18 protein-coding genes and 1 riboswitch are annotated in these 18,765 nt (G+C 48.5%); of the genes, 11 read left to right on the top strand and 7 right to left on the bottom strand.

All coding sequences use genetic code 11. From position 1 onward, the window contains the following. Positions 1-153: 153 nt before the first annotated feature. A complete protein-coding gene (locus HPY28_RS23830) occupies positions 154-1,386 on the top strand; it encodes an MFS transporter (RefSeq protein WP_174231544.1) in 1,233 nt (410 codons plus the stop codon). Positions 1,387-1,444: 58 nt separating this feature from the next. On the opposite strand, the gene HPY28_RS23825 is transcribed toward HPY28_RS23830, so the two are convergent. Further along, positions 1,445-1,948, bottom strand: a complete 504-nt coding sequence (locus tag HPY28_RS23825; RefSeq protein WP_174231543.1) for a hypothetical protein — start codon at positions 1,946-1,948, stop codon at positions 1,445-1,447. Positions 1,949-2,280: 332 nt separating this feature from the next. On the opposite strand from HPY28_RS23825, the gene HPY28_RS23820 reads away from it, so the two are divergent. Then, positions 2,281-3,528: an MFS transporter gene (locus HPY28_RS23820; protein WP_174231565.1), complete on the top strand. Its 1,248-nt coding sequence runs from the start codon at positions 2,281-2,283 to the stop codon at positions 3,526-3,528. Between the two features lie 89 nt (positions 3,529-3,617). On the opposite strand, the gene HPY28_RS23815 is transcribed toward HPY28_RS23820, so the two are convergent. The 4 genes from HPY28_RS23815 to HPY28_RS23800 form a co-directional block, all read right to left on the bottom strand. Then, a complete protein-coding gene (locus tag HPY28_RS23815; protein ID WP_173624099.1) occupies positions 3,618-4,319 on the bottom strand; it encodes an SDR family oxidoreductase in 702 nt (233 codons plus the stop codon). A 120-nt stretch (positions 4,320-4,439) separates the two neighbouring features. Continuing rightward, positions 4,440-4,868, bottom strand: coding sequence for a BrxA/BrxB family bacilliredoxin (locus HPY28_RS23810; RefSeq protein WP_017247252.1), 429 nt, complete (start codon positions 4,866-4,868; stop codon positions 4,440-4,442). Positions 4,869-4,948: 80 nt separating this feature from the next. Continuing rightward, the gene (gene rnjA / locus HPY28_RS23805) at positions 4,949-6,619 is read right to left on the bottom strand and encodes a ribonuclease J1 (protein ID WP_017247251.1); all 1,671 of its coding nucleotides are present in this window, start codon (positions 6,617-6,619) and stop codon (positions 4,949-4,951) included. 98 nt (positions 6,620-6,717) lie between these two features. Further along, positions 6,718-7,488 (bottom strand): hypothetical protein, encoded by a 771-nt coding sequence (locus HPY28_RS23800; protein WP_173624100.1) that lies wholly within the window; start codon positions 7,486-7,488, stop codon positions 6,718-6,720. 103 nt (positions 7,489-7,591) lie between these two features. Between HPY28_RS23800 and HPY28_RS23795 the strand changes: the two genes are divergently transcribed. After that, on the top strand, positions 7,592-7,930 hold the full coding sequence (locus HPY28_RS23795) for a YqzG/YhdC family protein (protein WP_069852044.1): 339 nt from the start codon (positions 7,592-7,594) through the stop codon (positions 7,928-7,930). Here the strand turns inward: HPY28_RS23795 and HPY28_RS23790 are convergent. Together HPY28_RS23790 and HPY28_RS23785 are read right to left on the bottom strand one after the other, a co-directional pair. Then, positions 7,927-8,553, bottom strand: a complete 627-nt coding sequence (locus HPY28_RS23790) for an SCO family protein (RefSeq protein ID WP_244521832.1) — start codon at positions 8,551-8,553, stop codon at positions 7,927-7,929. The genes HPY28_RS23795 and HPY28_RS23790 overlap by 4 nt on opposite strands. 81 nt (positions 8,554-8,634) lie before the next feature. Further along, a complete protein-coding gene (locus HPY28_RS23785) occupies positions 8,635-8,946 on the bottom strand; it encodes a rhodanese-like domain-containing protein (protein WP_173624102.1) in 312 nt (103 codons plus the stop codon). Positions 8,947-9,258: 312 nt separating this feature from the next. Continuing rightward, a riboswitch (SAM riboswitch) is annotated at positions 9,259-9,365 on the top strand. A gap of 89 nt (positions 9,366-9,454) precedes the next feature. On the opposite strand from HPY28_RS23785, the gene HPY28_RS23780 reads away from it, so the two are divergent. The 8 genes from HPY28_RS23780 to HPY28_RS23745 all read left to right on the top strand — a co-directional run bounded on the left by HPY28_RS23780 (position 9,455) and on the right by HPY28_RS23745 (position 18,757). Beyond that, positions 9,455-10,759, top strand: coding sequence for a homocysteine synthase (locus HPY28_RS23780; protein ID WP_173624103.1), 1,305 nt, complete (start codon positions 9,455-9,457; stop codon positions 10,757-10,759). A gap of 157 nt (positions 10,760-10,916) precedes the next feature. Next, positions 10,917-11,966, top strand: a complete 1,050-nt coding sequence (locus HPY28_RS23775; protein ID WP_174231542.1) for an ArsR/SmtB family transcription factor — start codon at positions 10,917-10,919, stop codon at positions 11,964-11,966. Then, positions 11,963-13,189 carry an MFS transporter gene (locus HPY28_RS23770; RefSeq protein ID WP_174226263.1) on the top strand — a complete coding sequence of 409 codons (1,227 nt, stop codon included), beginning with the start codon at positions 11,963-11,965 and terminating at the stop codon, positions 13,187-13,189. The genes HPY28_RS23775 and HPY28_RS23770 overlap by 4 nt, the downstream gene beginning before the upstream one ends. Positions 13,190-13,237: 48 nt before the next feature. Further along, positions 13,238-14,176, top strand: coding sequence for an AAA family ATPase (locus tag HPY28_RS23765; protein WP_173624105.1), 939 nt, complete (start codon positions 13,238-13,240; stop codon positions 14,174-14,176). Positions 14,177-14,180: 4 nt separating this feature from the next. Next, complete coding sequence (locus tag HPY28_RS23760) at positions 14,181-15,371, top strand: DUF58 domain-containing protein (RefSeq protein ID WP_173624106.1); 1,191 nt, start codon at positions 14,181-14,183, stop codon at positions 15,369-15,371. Continuing rightward, positions 15,368-16,696, top strand: coding sequence for a DUF4129 domain-containing protein (locus tag HPY28_RS23755; protein WP_174231541.1), 1,329 nt, complete (start codon positions 15,368-15,370; stop codon positions 16,694-16,696). The genes HPY28_RS23760 and HPY28_RS23755 overlap by 4 nt, the downstream gene beginning before the upstream one ends. A gap of 152 nt (positions 16,697-16,848) precedes the next feature. Next, entirely contained in the window at positions 16,849-17,946 is a 1,098-nt protein-coding gene (locus tag HPY28_RS23750; protein WP_174231540.1) for an ArsR/SmtB family transcription factor, read from the top strand. Between the two features lies 1 nt (position 17,947). Next, complete coding sequence (locus HPY28_RS23745; RefSeq protein WP_174231539.1) at positions 17,948-18,757, top strand: ABC transporter permease; 810 nt, start codon at positions 17,948-17,950, stop codon at positions 18,755-18,757. Positions 18,758-18,765 lie beyond the last annotated feature (8 nt).

Raw genomic sequence — 18,765 nt, 5'->3', positions numbered from 1 at the left:
ATGTCATCTCTCCACTTTGTCTAGTATACTCGAATTCGACAAAAGTGGAGCAGCCTTTATTTGGGTACCTGTGACATTATATACATTTTAATTTACGAAGTTTAGAATGTTCGCTATACTATTCTTATCCTTAATGGTAAGGGGTGTATTCGCGTGATATCACCATCAGCTTTCCTCAATCGCTATCCACGTGAGGCCATTTTCTTCCTCATCGCCAGCTTTATTAACTCCTCCGGAAGCGCCTTTATGTGGCCACTTACTACCTTATACGTACATACCATTTTGCAACGCTCGATGACAGAAGCTGGATTCGTCTTGATGATCCAATCTCTGGCAGGAATCTTTGGCCAATTCATCGGCGGATCGTTGTTTCATCGACTAGGTGCCAAGCGTCTTATCGTCGGCGCATTGATTATTCAAGGACTTATTCAATTTTCCATTCCTTTCGTTCAGAGCTGGCCTGTCTATCTGATACTCATGATGGGGCTTGGCTTTACGTTCAACCTGTCGTTTCCTGCCATTCAGGCATTTATCGGTTTTCGCTGGAAAGAACAGCGTCGAGAATTGTTTAACATCGTCTATGTCGGAAACAACCTAGGGATGGCAATCGGTACCGCGTTGGCTGGAGTCATTGCCACTTTATCCTTCCAGCTTACTTTTTGGTTCAACAGCACGAGCACCTTATTGTTTGCCCTGTTCTTCTTCCTTTTTATGAAGAATATTTCTCATCAAGAGCTGGTCGGAGAGCAACAGGAAGAAAAGCAAAAACACCGCGAGAAAAACAACTTTACCCTGTTATTTCGCTACCAATTGTACTTGTTTATGGCATTAGGCGCAGCACTCATTTTCTTTTCCAATACGGTATGGAACACAGGCGTCGCTCCTTATATTACCGAGCAGGGGATGCCTCTGTCTTCATATAGCTGGCTGTGGACCATCAACGGTATCATCATTTTTGCTGGGCAACCCATCACGTCCTGGATCAAGAGGCTCGTGAATCAGAGCTTGTCTGCCCAACTCGTCGTCAGTGCCATCGCGTATGCTGTCGGTTTTGGGTGTATGCTGGCCTACCACGGTAGTTATTACGCATTTGTTGTCGGAATGGTTATCACTACATTTGGAGAAATGCTCATCTCGCCCACTATTCCTACTTTTATATCGGAAAAAACTGGGGAGAATGCACCGTTTTATTTGGGAGTCGTAGGGGCGATTACAACTGGCGGGAGACTGCTGGGGCCTTTGGCTATGGGGTTCATGTACGACCAAGGTGGAATTAATCCAACCCTGTTCTTGGCAACGCTTGTCTCTGCGGGTTCGGTCTTGCTTTGTCTGTTACATGCTTATTTTCATCGGGAAAAACGAACTGAGGTTGAAGCTAAGTACTGATTTCAGCTGCAAAGAAGCCGCCGATCCTTTTACAGGACCGAGCGGCTTTTTAATGGGACTATTTCTTTTCCTTAATAATGGGAACTTCCCAATTAACCTTATGCTCTTTGGACATCGAGTCGAAACTAACGGTCATTTCCTTCACATTTGGACTTTCACTCCAAACCTTTAGCTCGCCTGTGAATTTGAGTGTGCTGCCCTCTTTAACCTTCTGGTCGAAAGTGAATACGCCCCTTTCCACATCATCACCCTTATCCTTATCAGTGGACACATCCCAATAGTCTGGAATTCCGAGCATATCATTGGCAAGCTTGCCCTCTACTTCAATCAGGTAAGACAGGTTACCCTCGTCGTCGGTTTCCTTCTTCACAGATTTGAAAGCAAACTCATTTCCGTCGCTTTTGACGGTAATCGGTTTCTTTTCCATCTCAGCCAGTGGCAGCTTTGCCTGGAACGTAGACTTTTCTACTGTGTAGACTGCATCGAGCTTCAGTGTCAGGTTCTTTGCAGGATCTAACGGTCTGAGAATACGCCTCCTTGTTCCCTTGGAGGACCTCCTCAATGATCAGCCTGTCGTCCTGCATCTGTCTTCCTCCCCATATCCAAAACCTGTATCGAGGGCTACAGGTTCAAAAAGGTACGCTGCGCAGCTATCGCCTTTTTGCTTGTACACTTTTGTACGACGGGAAATGGTGGAAAAAGATCGCAACTTTTTTGAAAAACTTTATGTAAGTGTAAAAAGTCGAAGGAGGCAGTGGAGGTTTGTATTACCTAAGAGTTATTTGCGGCAGTCGGGTAGCCTAAATAGCAATCCAGAAGAAATCACTGCAGACGTCCTATGCTACTATAGGAATGTCTTTCGAGAACGAGAGAAAGAGAGGGCAAACATACGTGATGGAAGCGAATGATGTAGCGCCAAATCCACATTGGAAAAAGAACATTATTCTCTTTCTAAGCAGTCAGGCGATTTCACTTTTTGGATCATCTTTCGTTCAATATGCGATGATGTGGTATATAACGCTGAATACGCAATCCGGTATCATGATGACGTTATATATCATTTGCGGTTTCATCCCTACTTTTCTTTTATCCCCCGTTGCCGGAGTTTGGGCAGACCGCTACAATCGCAAACTGTTGATCATCTATGCAGATGCTATGATCGCCTTTGCAACGCTTATACTCGCAGTCGTCTTTTTAATGGGATACAATGCGACCTGGCTACTCTTTCTCATGGCTGCTATCCGTGCAGTCGGAGCCGGTATTCAAACCCCTGCTGTTGGAGCTATTTTGCCGCAAATCGTACCAAGCGACCAACTGACCAGAATAAATGGCATAAACGGAAGCTTACAGGCTGTTATTATGTTCGTATCCCCGATGGTGAGTGCTGCCTTACTCACTATGTCCACCATTGAAATGATCTTCTTTATTGATGTCATAACTGCAATGCTTGCTATTGGTACACTGCTCGTCTTTCTCAAGATTCCTTTACACGCAAAAGCTTCCGAAATACAAAAAACGAGCTACTTCAGCGATTTTAAAGAAGGATTAGTCTACATTAAAAACAATGATTTTCTGAAGAAGTTCTTTTTATTCTTCGCCTTCTTCTTTATCTTGATGGCCCCGGCTGCATTTTTGACCCCACTGCAGGTTACACGGAGTTTCGGCGACGAGGTTTGGCGGTTAACGGCAATCGAAATTGCTTTTTCAGTCGGGATGATGGCTGGCGGCGGAATTATTGCCTCTTGGGGAGGTTTTACAAACAGAGTGCACACCATGACATTCGCGAGCTTTATCATGGGCGCCTGCACATTAGCCCTTGGTATCATTCCGAACTTTTGGATTTATCTAGTCTTCATGGCTCTATTTGGCGTAGCCATGCCCATTTTCAATACCCCGACAATGGTCTTGGTTCAAGAAAAAGTGGATGAAAACTATTTGGGAAGAATATTTGGTGTGTTCGGCATGATTTCTACTTCGATAATGCCAATAGGTATGTTTATTTTTGGACCGATCGCAGATGTTGTTAAGATTGAGTGGCTTCTGGTTGTAACGGGGTTATTCATCTTGATACTGGCTATGTTGTTAGGGAAAAATAAGGTTTTAATTCAAGCTGGAAAGCCTACATTGAATGAGTCTCCATGAATTAAGTCTCCCATCGACGGGAGATTTTTTCATACCAAAAAAGCTGCCGAGGGATTCTCAGCAGCGTGGTAAAACAATGGCAACGATATTCAGTTGTTTCTCACTGGTGGGCAAGTGAGTGACTTTCCGTTATCTTGCGGACCAAGTCCGATAATGTACGGTACCGCTACACGGCTCCACTCTGCCGGATTCGGTGCAGTGTCCACCTCTTCTGGCGAGCATGATTGGAGCATGGAGGTATCGATACTGCCTCCTGGATCAAGCGCCACTGCTGCCATTCCCTCAGGTAATTCAGCTGCCAATGATTGCGTCAATCCTTCGATGGCGAACTTCGATGCGCAGTACGGCGATAAAAACGCTTCCCCGTGTCTTCCCCAGTACGAGCTGATATTTACGACGACTCCGCCATTTGCGCGCTGAACCATAAACGGTAAAAAGGCACGAATGACATAGAAAACACCATTTACATTGATGTCCATCACTCTCGAAAACTCACTTGCCGCAAGCCCAATGACAGGGCTATTCCGGTTTATAATGGAGGCATTGTTAATCAACAAATCGGGAACGCCCACCTCGGCTTTGATTTCCTCTGCCCACTTTTCCACCTGCTCCATTATCGAAACGTCGACGACAGAAAAATGATGCTGTTCTCCGAATTGCTGACGCAGTCCTTGCACCTCTTTTTCCGAACGACCGCAGCCTGCAACCGTCCAGCCTGCTTCGTGAAAACGCTCGACCATTTCCCTGCCTAAACCACGTGTCACGCCTGTAATCACTACCAGCTTGCTCATTCTCTCTTCCCCTCCGTCATTATACTTATTAAACATTTTAGTATAGTAAAACAAGGAAATCAATCCCAGCGCACAAAAAAGACGCCCGTTGCCGAGCGCCTGGTGATGCTTCGTGCTTTTTTATTTGTAAGTGTCGTAAGCGTTGGTCAACAGGCCAGCGATTGTTGCCAGCTCGTTGTTCTCGATCTGATGACGCTCAACCATGGTCATGATTTTGCCGTCTTTCATGATCGCGAAGGATGGGGAAGACGGTGCATAGCCTTCGAAATACTCACGTGCTTTTGCAGTCGCTTCCTTGTCTTGACCTGCGAATACAGTGAAGATGTTATCCGGCTTTGTAGCGTGATTCAAGGAATGTACAACTGCTGGACGAGCGAGTCCTGCTGCGCAGCCACAAACAGAGTTCACGACTACCAGTGTCAGGCCTTTTGCATTTGGCAATGCTTGCTCTACTTCTTCAGCAGAGCGAAGCTCTTGGAAACCGTTGCGAGTCAACTCATCGCGCATCGGTTGAATTACTTGGCTCATATATGCTTCATAAGACATCATTGGGCAACCTCTCCTTTATATCACGAAGTTCAACTTACTTATTATTATAACCCGATCACACCTACCCGAGAAAGCAGGAGCTACACTTCCATCAAAATGGTAAGAATCATTGGATTACGGCCTGTCTTTTCGTAAATGAACGGCTTGATCACTTCATTAATCTGTGACTTCAGCTCAGACCATTCTTTGATTTTCTTATCCAATGCTTCCTGCAGACGACCACGAACGAGCTGTGTCGCTTCCTGAATCAAGGATTCCGAACCGCGTACGTATACGAAGCCACGGCTCACGATATCTGGGCCCGTCAAAATTTTGAAGTTCTTCATATCGAGGCTGACAACCACGACCATCAAGCCATCCTCAGCCAAATGCTTGCGATCGCGCAGAACGATATTGCCGACGTCGCCGATACCACTGCCATCAATGAGGACAATCCCTGCTTGTACTTTACTGAGCCACGCTTTTTCGCGGTTGCAATTCAGTACTTCGCCGTTGTCCATAATAAAGATGTTGCTCTCCTCGATCCCAACCTGTTGGGCCAGCTTGGAGTGAGTCTTGAGCATCCGGTATTCCCCGTGGATCGGGATGAAATATTTCGGACGAATGAAGTTGAGCATGAGCTTCAACTCTTCGCTGCTGCCATGACCCGATGCGTGAATATCAAATTCGTGACTCAATACTACGTTGGCACCTGCACGGAACAGCTTGTCTATCGTGCGGCTTACGTTGATCGTATTTCCTGGGATCGGAGATGCAGAAATGATCACCGTATCTTCCGGATAAATGGAAACGGTACGATGCGAACCGGCTGCAATCCGGGTCAACGCTGCCATCGGCTCACCTTGGCTGCCTGTGCAAATAATCAGCACTTGATTGTCTGCGTAGTTGTCGATGTGCTTAATATCAATCAGCATGCCCTCTGGCATCTGGATATAGCCCAGTTCTTGTCCAATCAAGAAAACCTTTTCCATACTGCGGCCAATAACCGCCACTTTGCGATTGCATTGCTCCGCAGCATCTACCACCTGTTGGAGGCGATGTACGTTGGAAGCGAAGGTAGCCAGAATGATGCGACCACGCGCTTTGCGTACCACATCGAGAATCCCTTCCCCTACCGCTCTCTCTGACATCGTAAATCCAGGACGCTCACTGTTCGTACTATCAGACAAAAGCGCCAAAACGTCACCGCTCGCACCAATGCGTGCAATTTTTCCGTACTCTGTTGTTTGTCCGACTGGTGTCATGTCAAACTTGAAGTCACCTGTGTGAATGACCATTCCCTCTGGTGTATGGAGCACAATTCCCAAAGAATCAGGAATACTGTGGTTCGTCCGGAAGAATGTCGCCTTCAGCTTCGCAAAAGGAATTTCCGTATCTTCCGAAATCGGAATCAGCTTCACTTCATTTTGCAAACGGTGCTCTTCCAGCTTCGCCTTGACCAAGCCCAGGGTCAGACGACCACCGTAAATCGGCACCTTGATTTGCCGTAAAATATAAGGAATCGCACCAATGTGATCCTCATGTCCGTGCGTTAATAAAAGTGCTTTAATCTTGTGCTGGTTATCCACTAAATAGGAAACATCCGGGATAACCAGGTCAATACCAAACATTTCATTCTCAGGGAATTTCACCCCGCAGTCAATGATGATGATTTCGTCCTCATACTCGACGCAGTACATATTTTTTCCGATCTCGCCGAGGCCGCCCATCGCGAAAATCTTAACGTCGCTCAAACTCTTTCCTCCTAACATCGTCGTGCATGATTATGGGAATCCGAACCAAGCATGCCATTCTTATTATATCACAACGTATGACGTTCGTTTCACACAGTCTTGTCTATTCCACACATTCATCTTCGGTCAATAATTGAATACTGATACTCCAAATCAGCAACTCTTTCATCGGTAACGACACTGGCTCTCGCCCAGAAGTCGTCCTTTGCATAGGAATCGCCCGTCCATACCTCCGTAATTTCTCCTGAAGAGAGCTTTAGTGGTACGGCTTCGATTTCTTTTACTACGACGCCACTTTTGTTTTGCAATCGCAGTTTCAAATCAATCTCCACCGGCTGATCCGACTGATTCCGTACCAGGATGAGACTTGTATACGGATACCCTGCACAATTTTTGGTACAATCTTGTCTACTGTATACGATGGCGAGATCAATGGGCTTCTCATTGTCCATCTTCGCCGCTCTCCACTTGTCTTTTGCTTTTTGTACGACGGTGACGTACTCCGCTTTTTTCAAAAAGGGTCCCATACCTAAAAAGGCAGCAGCAAAAAAGCTAAACAAGCCAAAGGCTGTGCATAGAAAAACGAGGTTCATTTTCCAAAACTGTTTTCTCATCGTGATCAAGAAGCCAATATACATGAGGATACAAACAAACACCAACAGGATACAAAAGTATAAAAATAGCTCCAAGTCGGCCGCCGTAGGTAACACCGGAATACCATACTTCATTTGCCAATGTACATTCGCAGCGAAGCAACCTCCGTAAATCAATATGGCTGAAGCAATCGTGGGCCCCCATTTTTTCCAGAAAGGAGGCTTTTGGAATATTGCCGCAAGAACCCCCACCAAAACAGGAACGCCAAATAAGGGAATCAGCAAGTAATGCATCGAAAACCTCCCTCACTTCATTGTCATTATTTTCTACGAATGATATTCCGAAAAGTCTTCAAAATACATGGCAAACCATTTCGAAAAGGAGAGGGATTAGCAAATGCAAACCGCTCGTCGCCTATTTCGCTATCGGAACATGATGCCCCTTCTCTGTCCCGTACTTTTCCTTCTTCTATTTCAGACGTTTCCTACCTATGCCCAGCCTCCCTATGCAAAATGGGGCAGGCTCGCGATGCAGGAAACGATGAAGCGATATCCAAACGCTCAAATTGTGGACTACCTGCACGTCGGACGAACACCAAAAACGCCCACCACGTCAGAAGAGACGTTTAAGCTCTTGCTTCAAGAAGGCAATCGCAGGTGGGCGTTACTCGTTCATATTGAATTTGTGAATCAGACAGAAGAAGTCGTAAACATCTCCTATGAGGAGACCCGCTAGTCAGCGAGCTGTTCCATCTCTTTCATCATGACTTCCATGTCCATGTCAGCTGCCATCCCGTACGCGCGGCGCATGTTTCCATCTCCATCCACAAGGAACATGCGAGCCGTATGCGCATAAGAACCATCTGGCTGCTTCATTACCATCAGACCAAAATCCTTCGTCACTTTCTCTACAGCCTGAGCGTCACCGCGCAGGAACTTCCAGCCACTCTGATCTGCCTTGAACTTGGCTGCGTACTCCTGCAAGACTTCTGGCGTATCGTTATCAGGGTCAAAGGAAATGGAGATAAACTCTACTTTGTCTCCAAACAGTCCCTTTTCCTTCAACTGATCTTGCAGCTTGGCCATGTTGTACGTGGTAGCCGGACAAATATCCGGACATTTGGTAAACATAAACTCAACCAATCGTACCTTACCAGCACTTTCATTAAAGGTATAGGTTGTTCCGTTACTGTTGTCTAAGGTGAAGTCCGCGATGGGCTTCAATACTTCGATCTTCTCTTGTGTCATGTACTTATAACCAAATACTCCGACGATAGCCAAAAGGATAATACCAGCTAACACAGGAAACCAATGTTTTTTCATCCCAGATTCCTGCTGCAATTGTGTTCCTTCACTCACGGGTTGCTTCCTCCCTGCTTGTCCCATGCGTGATGCCTCCTGATTACACGCGGGAGGCATTCACACTGTTTCTATCACTTCTTACTGTTCTACTTCACCTGGCCATGCGAGCATGCCGCCAACCATATTCGCCACGTCATATCCTTGTTCACTCAAATACGCTGTAGCATTATGGCTTCTGGCACCACTACGGCAAACCATCACAATCGGAATGTTCTTATCCAGCTCATCGATACGATGTGGCAAAAAGCCGAGTGGGATCAGCTTCGCCTCTTTAATGTGACCTGCATTCCACTCATCGACTTCACGTACATCAATGATTTGCAGCTCCTCTTTGGCTTCCAGCTTTTCCAACAGCTCTTGTGGTGTCATTTCCTTTACTCCATGGCTCATCGCTATTTATCCTCCTATATGTACGATCAGATCAGTTGTAACCACCTCCATGATATCACACGCTTTTTTACTTTTCTAACGCGAAGAGCACTTGGCTTTACCCTGCATCTACGCTCCCTATTTTCTACCATTATCTCCTATTTCGCTGTGGCAGTAGCCACACGGGATGTGAACAGCTTGAGGCAAAAGCGTTACAAATTAATGGCATGAGTGAAACACCTTTCATCCATATATACACAAAAACCTCCCTGATAACTACAAATTCCACATTGACAGCAAGGTTTTATTTTCATACAATTACGACAACAACTTTTCTCATCAAGAGCGGTGGAGGGACAGGCCCTACGAAGCCCGGCAACCAGCAGACTAGCTGCATGGTGCCAATTCCTGCAGAATCCAGTGATTCTGAGAGATGAACACAAGCCCGTGCATGATCGGAGCCTTCTTCTTCTCAGGAGAATGCTCCGTTTTTTTATTAGTCGATTTCATAGTAGAAGGAGAGATGAATATGTCCGATCAACAACAATGGAAGCCAGAAACGCTTGCGGTACACGGTGGGCAAGAGGTTGACCCTGTAACAGGCTCACGTGCTGTTCCGATCTATCAGACGACCTCCTACGTTTTCCGCGATACGGAGCATGCAGCCAATCTGTTTGGCTTAAAAGAGTTTGGGAACATCTATACACGCATCATGAATCCGACCCAGGATGTGTTTGAGAAGCGTGTTGCCCTGCTCGAAGGTGGTGTTGGTGCATTAGCGACCGCATCCGGGCAAGCTGCCATTACATTCGCCATCTTAAATATTGCGCATGCAGGAGACGAGATCGTCGCTTCCAGCAGTCTCTATGGCGGTACCTACAACCTGTTCGCCCACACGCTTCCCCGCCTCGGTATCAACGTTCATTTTGCTGATCAATCCAATCCGGAAAATTTCCGTGCTTATATCAATGAAAAGACAAAAGCCGTGTTTTGCGAGACGATCGGCAATCCACGCATTGATGTCGCTGATATTGAGGCGATCGCCCATATTGCCCACGAAAATGGCGTACCTTTGATCGTGGACAACACCTTCGCGACTCCGATTTTGTGCCGTCCTTTTGAGCACGGGGCCGATATTGTCGTGCACTCCACCACCAAATTCATCGGCGGCCACGGAACAGCAATTGGCGGTATTATCGTAGACTCTGGAAAATTTGACTGGAACAACGGAAAATTCCCAGGACTGACTACACCAGACCCAAGCTACCATGGCGTTGTTTATACAGAGGCAGTCGGTCCGCTCGCCTATATTATCAAGGCGCGCGTCCAGCTCCAGCGCGATATTGGTGCTGCCGTCGCCCCGATCAATTCCTTCTTGTTCCTGCAAGGATTAGAAACACTGCATCTGCGCATCGAACGGCATAGCCAGAACGCCTTGGCAGTAGCCCAATTCCTCGCCAATCACTCTGCCGTAGAGTGGGTGAGTTATCCAGGACTCGAGTCAGACTCCCAGCGTGAGTTGGCACAAAAATATTTGCCAAAAGGTGCAGGCGCGATCCTGACCTTTGGAATTCGCGGTGGCGTTGAGGCAGGAAAAACGTTGATCGAGTCCGTGAAGCTGTTCTCCCATCTCGCAAATGTCGGGGACTCCAAGTCACTCATCATTCATCCAGCTAGTACAACACATCAGCAGATGACAGAAGAAGAGCAGGCAGCAGCCGGAGTGACTCCGGGACTTATTCGCCTCTCCGTCGGTACAGAATCGATCGACGATATCATTTCTGATCTGGAGCAGGCATTGCAGCGTGCGTTGCAATTATCCACGGTAGGTTAACCGTACCTTCAAAAGAAAGAAGAATCATGATCTCTCTGGATAGAGATTTATGATTCTTCTTTATTATTTTTCTATTCTCGTTCGAAAAATATTGAATTTTACATTCGTTATTTATAAAATACATAATGATGTACAAATTTTGGAAGGATGAATAGACGTGAAAGTTTTGAACATCGGAAGTGAACGGACAACGTATCGCGTGGAGATCTCGTATTCTCCTTTATTCGAAGCTGCCTTGGGAATCGCTGCTGCTACCTACGATCAATTGCATCACACGATGGAACACCCTCCTGCCTACTGGCGTCAACTGTTGGACGAGCTATCGCCTTCTGTACGGCAAGAGGTCGACTATGCGAAGGAACACAACACGTGGAAGACGCTTTTGCAACTGCTCGATCTTTGCCCTTTCGCTGATCTGGATTCATTTCTCTCGTATGTCAGAGAGCTCTCAACAGAACAGCTCCGATACGAGGCCCTCCCTTATCTAGGTGAGAATATGCAAGAAGCACGTTGGAAGGCTGCACAAGGAAGCAAAGAGGATTGCGCCGCTTTACAGGAAGCGTGCCGCGCGCACCTCTTTTTTGAATCGTATATCGGACATATTACTTCCGTTGATGCAGAAGAGCTGCGGAGTCATATTCTCCGATTGATGGAAGGCTGGTATGGTACCCACATCAAGCCGCATGAGGAAGAAACCGTTCGCATGCTAGAACGTGATTGGTCGCAAAAGCAAAACAAGCTAGGGAAGCTCACCCCGGAAGCCTTGGTGGAGTATGCGACGGGATCGAGCTACCTCCCTGAGCCTGCCGTGACACGCGTACTGCTGATCCCACAAGCGATCTATCGCCCGTGGACCGTACAAGCCGATGCTGTCGGGACGAAAATTTTTTATTACCCTGTTGCCGACGAAAATTTGCACGATGCTGTAGATCCAAATCAGCCACCCCCTTCACTGGTGCAAGCCTTAAAAGCACTCGGAGATGAGCACCGGCTGCGCATGGTCAAAATGCTCGCGGAAAAGGACATGAGTCTGCAAGAGATAACAGAGCAACTCTCTATGGCAAAATCGACAGTGCACCATCACCTGTCCATGCTGCGGTCTGCCCATCTCGTTGAAACAGTCGGCTCCCGTTACAGACTCCGCCGTCATACTCTGGACAAGCTCCCCCTAATATGGGATGAATTCCTGGACAGGAGCGCCCCATGAACCAAACTGCGGTACAAGCCTCTGTCTGGCAGCAACGTTCTTATCGTTGGATTCTTTTTGGTCAGCTCATTTCCGAACTCGGGGCCTCACTCGGTACCCTCGCCAATAGCTGGTTAATCTATCAGGCAACAGGCTCACAAGGTGCGGTCGGACAGATGTGGCTGCTGTATTTCATACCGTCGCTCGCTATTCAGTTGGTAGCCGGACCGTACATCGACCGATTCGACAAGAAGCGTGTCATGCTTTTTTCTCAATGGATGCGAGCTGCTGCGTTTTGTTTGTCCTTTGTGGTCATTACTTCCGGGACAGAATCGCTCTGGCCGTTGTATTTCACTGCCTTGATCAACGGTCTCGTTCAACCGCTATATGTGCCAGCCAGCCAATCGCTCCTCCCTGTTCTGGTCAAAAGAGAGCAGCTCCTCCAAGCCAATGCCTATTTGGAAAGTGTCCTGCGCATTGCCTTGATTACAGGTCCTCCTTTGGCTGGGATTCTCGTAGCCAGTATCGGCGGCGAGTCAGTACTCGCATTGGTCGCGATCAGCTATGCGCTCAGCGGTTTCTTTCTGGTTCTTTGTCCAATCGCCCCAGCAGATACCGCCAGCAAGAAGCAATCGTGGTTTGTCATGTTTAAGGCTGGTCTTGCGATCTTTTGGCAGAAGCCCCTTCTACTCTGGCTTGGCCTGTACTCAGCTCTCGTCCAATTTGCTGTCGGAGTCACACTCGTACTAAACCTGCCTTTTGTAGTCGGCGAGCTACAAGGCACCTCGTTTCATGTAGGCTTGTTTTTGGCTGGTTATCCGTTAGGATATTTCTTCGGCTCCTTGCTCGTGCCGCGCTTCCGTAACAGCCTTGGTCAGCCCCTGATCATGTTGGGATCACTGGTATTAGGTGGCTTAAGCTTTGTTGCGATAGGCTTTACCCATGACATCTGGCTTGCCATCACCATCGAGCTACTGGCTGGTCTGTTTGCTCCTTTTTTCCAAGTACATAGCACGAGCTTGTATCAGCTTCACGTTCCTTCCGAGTTGATGGGGCGTGTACTGTCTGTCCGCCTGCTCATCGTGCGTGCGACGATGCCCGTCGGTATTTGGCTTGGCGGACAGCTAAGCGATCAGGTAGGGATTCGCCCTCTTTACATCTTTGTAGGTGCCGTCATCGTGCTCGCCGCGCTGGGGGGAATATTATTTCGAAAATTTGTAAATAACAGGATATTCCCTATATAATAAAAATCGTATGGCTCCTAAATTTTGAATGGGAAAAGGAGAATTTTCATGACTCATCCGACATCGGATAACCTTCAGCATGTTATCAGCAGCGTTATCGTGGGCAAGGAAAGTCAGATCCGCCTATTGGTAACGGCCTTGCTCGCCCGTGGTCACGTATTGCTGGAGGACTTGCCCGGAATGGGAAAAACCGTGCTTGCCAAAACATTGGCGCAAGCGATTGGCGGTTCTTACAACCGCCTGCAATTTACTGCGGATCTACTGCCATCTGATGTCGTCGGTCTACACGTATTCAATCAGCGAACAAGTGAATTCGAACTGCGCAAGGGACCTGTTTTTGCAGATGTCTTGCTCGCAGATGAAATAAACCGAGCCACTCCCAGGACTCAATCCGGCTTGCTGGAATGCATGGAGGAACGCCAGGTCACGATCGAAGGCGTCACCTTGCCACTTCCATCGACCATGCTGGTCATTGCGACCCAAAATCCGATTGAATCGGAAGGAACCTATCCATTGCCAGAAGCACAGTTGGACCGCTTCCTTTTCAAGCTGTCTCTTGGCTATGGTACGCGAGAGGATGCCAAAGAAATTTTGCGGAGATTCCGCAGTGGCTCCCCATTAGAGGCCGTCGAGCCGGTCATCACTGTCGAGCAAATTGCGGCTCTGCAACGCGAGGTCACGACCGTTCATGTCAGTCAACCGGTGGAAGACTATATCATCGATCTGACGGAAGCGACTCGCCAGCATCGTTCGGTCGAGGTGGGCATCAGTCCGCGTGCCATGCTCGCCCTGTTGCGATCCGCCCAGGCTTACGCGTTCGTTTCTGGTCGTACTTATGTCTTGCCGGATGATGTGAAAGTGGTGTTCCCCAGTCTGGCAGCTCACCGCATTCGCCTCTCCATGGAAGCAGAGCTGCATGTGACGGAGCAGGAAGTCGTAGAGCAAATTTTGACTAGCGTCCCCGCTCCCGTCGAAGAAAGCGTGTAGCGCTATGATCACCAAGCAAACCTTTCACGTAATCGGTTTTGTCTTGCTACTCTTCGCCGTTTTTTCCGGCCACTGGTTTTTCTTTCTGTTTGGGGGCTTTTTCTTTTTTCTCCCCGCTGCACAAGACTGGTGGGTCAAATCCATGTCCAAATGGGTGTCATTCGAATGGTCCAGTGATCAAACGCGCGTCCTGTCAGGGACCCCCGTGCACATTACAGTTCGCTTGCACAATCGTTCGTGGCTGCCTTTGCCTGCTACCTGGCTTCGCTTCACATTGCCAGAGCATGTCTCGGTGGAAGGTGCAGACGAGGTGCGACTCCTCAATCATCGGACGAGCGTTCGCCTGCGCTTTGATTTGCCGATGCGACAAAGTGCTACACGCACCTTGATTCTCATCCCGAACAAGCGAGGCACGGTCTGGCTGACGGATGTGCAATCCGAGACATTGCCGTTATTGGGCGAGGAGCCTACCGCTATGACATTGTCGATTTCCTTTTCCTTGCTGGTCTATCCGTTGCCTCTTGCTCTTTCTCCTGTCGTGCTTGCTGAAACGGAACCAGATGGGAATCGGATTTCTCGTCAGCGCCAACTAGACGATGTCACTTTTCAGCGTGGCGTTCGGTCGTATATGCCAGGCGACCGTTTCAAGCACATCCATTGGAAGGCAACCGCCAAAACAGGCTCACTGGAAACGCGCCTTTTCGAGTATACAGCCCATCCGAACTGGCGAATCGTCGGGCATATCCTACCCTCCTATGAACCGATGATGCAAAAGTATAACGATACGACCAATGAACGGACGATCTCCTGTCTTGCGGCTTTAGCTGGCCAGTGCAGGAGAAAATCAGTCGGATACGAGCTGTACCTAACCGTGAAGCAACGAGGACGTGAGCATTTTCATTTGCCTGCGGGAAGTGGCAAGGCGCACCACCTGCACGTCATGAGTCAACTGGCGCAAATGCATCATTTTGTGACAACGCCACTGACGACTGTTCTTCGCCGGTTAGAGGAAGCCCATGGGAAGGAAGCCATTCTCATTGTGACACCACGAATGGACCAATCCGTACAAGCCTCCGCGGAGCGCCTTGTTCAACGCGGTCATCAGGTTGCGGTACTGGATGTTTCTTCTGACCCTGTCATCATCCAGCGTTTTGAGCATGCTCGTTTGAAAAAAAGGAGCGTGATGATGGGATGACACTCTCCTTGATGGGGCGCTGGACGCTCGCGTTTTGGCTGGAGGCCATGCTGACGGGCGTTTTCCTGATCTTGTTTGGGTATATGACAGCAGGTTTTGGTCAACTTCTCTCGTTTTGCCTAGTCGCAGCGCCACTGCTCATGGCTGGGAGCTGGTTGTACCATGGTGGTGGCGGTCGCTTGATGCTCCATCTGTTGCTATATCCCATTGTGTTTGTCATAGGAATGAGCAGCTTCTACCTCTACGATTCCTGGCTCATCGCGCTTATACTGGCTGCTGTTTATTTTTGGAGAGTACAAAGTGCTGCATCGGAAGGTTATCGACATGACAGTCTGCAACGCAGATTTGTTCTGGCACTGATGGCGGGCCTGATACAGCTTGTGTTAGCGGTACTTTACACCTCCATCGTTGACCCGGGTTCCTATTCGCTCGCAGCCTCTTTTTCCATGCTTGTCCTCATTACTCTCAGCTATATTTTGGTGGCGATTGGGGCGTTTGTACTGCGGGAAGGATCACTTTCTACGAGGCTGCCTGTTCGCATTAGCATGCTACTCGGCAGTCAAGTGCTTGGCACTCGTTTTCTTTTGATCGCAGGTTATTTGGCTGTCGGTTCTATCGTACTTGGTCTCATCTATTGGATCTGGAGTTGGATTAAAGGACCTGTCAGCGATGGTCTGTATACGCTCTTTGAGCCTGTGCTTATTTTCATTGTGGAATTGTTTGAACGCTTGTACGAGAGGGCGAGCCAAAAACAAGCAGCGATTCAGTTATTAACGGAAAATACAGGACAAAAACCAGATAACCCCAGTGTGCAAATACAGCTCGGAGAACCACTCTTTTCTGTTCTACAGCCATACTTAATCATTGCCTTCATCCTCGCCTGTGTGATCCTGCTCAGCAGGTACATATGGAAAAAGCGCTTCAAGGGGACGATTACGCTGGAAAAAGAAGTGGCGGCTGTACAAAATACCGTATTGACCACTGTTCCTCCCTCTTCCAGTGAAGAAAGCACAGAAGATGGCTCTGCCAAATGGTTCAAACAGCCTGTTGGTCCAGAGGATGACCCCACCAGGTACGCCTACTATCAATTTCTCGTCCTCATGGAGAAGCAAGGCATGCCAATCGAGCTGCACGAGACACCCCAAGAGTTTTTCAATCGGCTGCGCGAAAAGTCCTTGCTAGATGCAGGTCAGCTGGATGCAGTCGCTCGCATCACACGTTACTATCAGCAATATCGCTATCAGGAAAAGTCGCTTCCCGAAGCCGATTTGACAGCGATGCAGCAAGCCGTGCAGACGCTCGGCTCTCGTTTCTCTGAGACGTAATACTGTCCCACAACCACGTGCTACCCGTTAGCCGTGGTTGTTTTCTTTTTCTCTTGACATCGGGATGTCCCTCCGGCATAATTTCTTCAATTTTGCCCACTCCCAAATTAAATTCACCAAATGGTTAATTGAATAAGAAAGGAGGATGCTCGGTGCAAGATTTACCTGACTGGCTGCGTAAGCATCTTCATGTCGCATACATACCTGGCTATGAGTTTTTCTTAAGTCTCCATGTGCTTGCCAAGCCGGAGCATCACACCTCCCGCTTGCATTGGGCGGAGGAATTGCTCACTGCTTTACCTGCCCCGCTCTTGAAAAAGCTCCACTATTTTAGTTCCATGTCCAATCAGTTTCTCGATGCTATGGACTTCCTAGCACCTTGGGAGGAGTGCTTTGAGCATTCTGTTGAGGCCGCATTGGAGCGTGTACAGGCGATGGATGCTGGCGAGTTTGCCCAACTCATGATCGGTCCCGTCTATCATCCCAGACAACTTCACACTTGGATGCAAGGACGTACAGACGAGATTTTTGATGAGCTGAAACCGGAGCATCGGGAGCTTTTGCGCCATCCACTCTCGACCAAGCGCAGTTTTCTGGAGTTTTGCTACGACTACCTGCCTGTTTTCCAGGCAGAAGAACGACGGATTGAACCGTGGCTCGTCCGCGCCGTACATGAAGCACAAGAGCAGATCAAGCTTGATCCGATTTCGTTTTTGTCGCAGGTACACCCGCGCTTGAAGGTGCACGAAGACTTCTTGCAATTTCACAAGGCAAAAACGTACACATTTGGCTATTCGGAGCTGGCTCGTATCCATTTGCGTGTCTCAACGTTTGTCTCGCCGCATTTGTTGCTAGGCATTTACGACGACCATATCTCCGTGTGCTTAACCGTTGACGTTCCCGGCACCAGAGCTACCTCAGTGATTCCCGCTGACTTTATCAGCAAAATGAAGGTGTTCAGTGACCCGACGCGGACAGCGATTCTCAAATCGTTATTGGCTCATCCTTACTGCACGCAGCAGTTGGCTGACCTGCACAACATCAGTGAGCCTGCCGTCAACAAGCACTTGAATCTGTTGGTAGACACAGGGTTTATCTGGAGTGAACGGCGGGGACGGTATGTGTTTTACCGCGCGATTGCATCACGGCTGGAACAACTCGCCGTCGATCTGCATGAGTTCATCGATATGCCTGTTCCCGGAATTCTCGCTCCACCTACTTCATCACATCCCCCAGAACGGAGGAAATAACGTGTTTCATGTCGCCAAAGCTACCTTTATCCGCAATACCCGCGTGATGATTCGTGCCTATCCGTGGTCGTTTGTCATCGGCCACATTTTTTCCGGGGTGTATACGGTGCTTTTCGCCTTCTTCGCCTATCACTATGTATTTGCCGGACAGTTGGACGAGAATTTCGCGCATCTCACCGGCTCGTCCGATTACTTGTCGTACGCCATCCTCGGCGGAGCTTTTTATGCGTTTGCCGTCTCGACCTTGATGAATGTCAGCCGCTCACTCATTACGGAGCTTCGGGAAGGGACCTTGGAGGCTGTTTTGCTCACCCCTTCCTTGCGCAGGGGGTACTTTTTGGGGAATGTCGCCCAACAACTCATGCGTACTTTGTTCGAATTTTCGGTGATTGTGCTTGTAGGGGCGTTGTTTGGACTCACGCTCTCTCATACGAACGTGTGGAGCGCCGTTCTTGTCTGGACATTGTCTACAGGGGCTTTCTTTTGCCAAGCGCTCGTATTGGGCAGTCTCATGCTTTGGTTCCGCGATACGTACATCACACAAAACACGCTGTTTGCCGTGATGGCCTTTGTCAGTGGGGTCACGTTTCCGATTCCATATTTACCTGAATGGCTGCAACCGCTCGGTCTCATCATGCCGCTCACGCCTGCGCTGGATGCTTTTCGGCAATGTGTGATTCAAGGAGCGCCGCTGCATGCTGTTTCACCACAGCTGTTTCATATGGCAGCCCTGTCCCTCGTCTATCTCGTCATCGGGGTGTGGGGCATTCGTAAGATGGAAAAACGCGTCATGGAATCGATTTTTGGATAACAAGGAGG

This window comes from Brevibacillus sp. HB1.2, from assembly GCF_013332495.1.
GTDB classification, from domain to species: Bacteria; Bacillota; Bacilli; order Brevibacillales; family Brevibacillaceae; genus Brevibacillus; species Brevibacillus porteri.
Note: the sequence above shows the minus strand (reverse complement) of the source record. Positions and strands in the feature narration are given on the sequence as shown.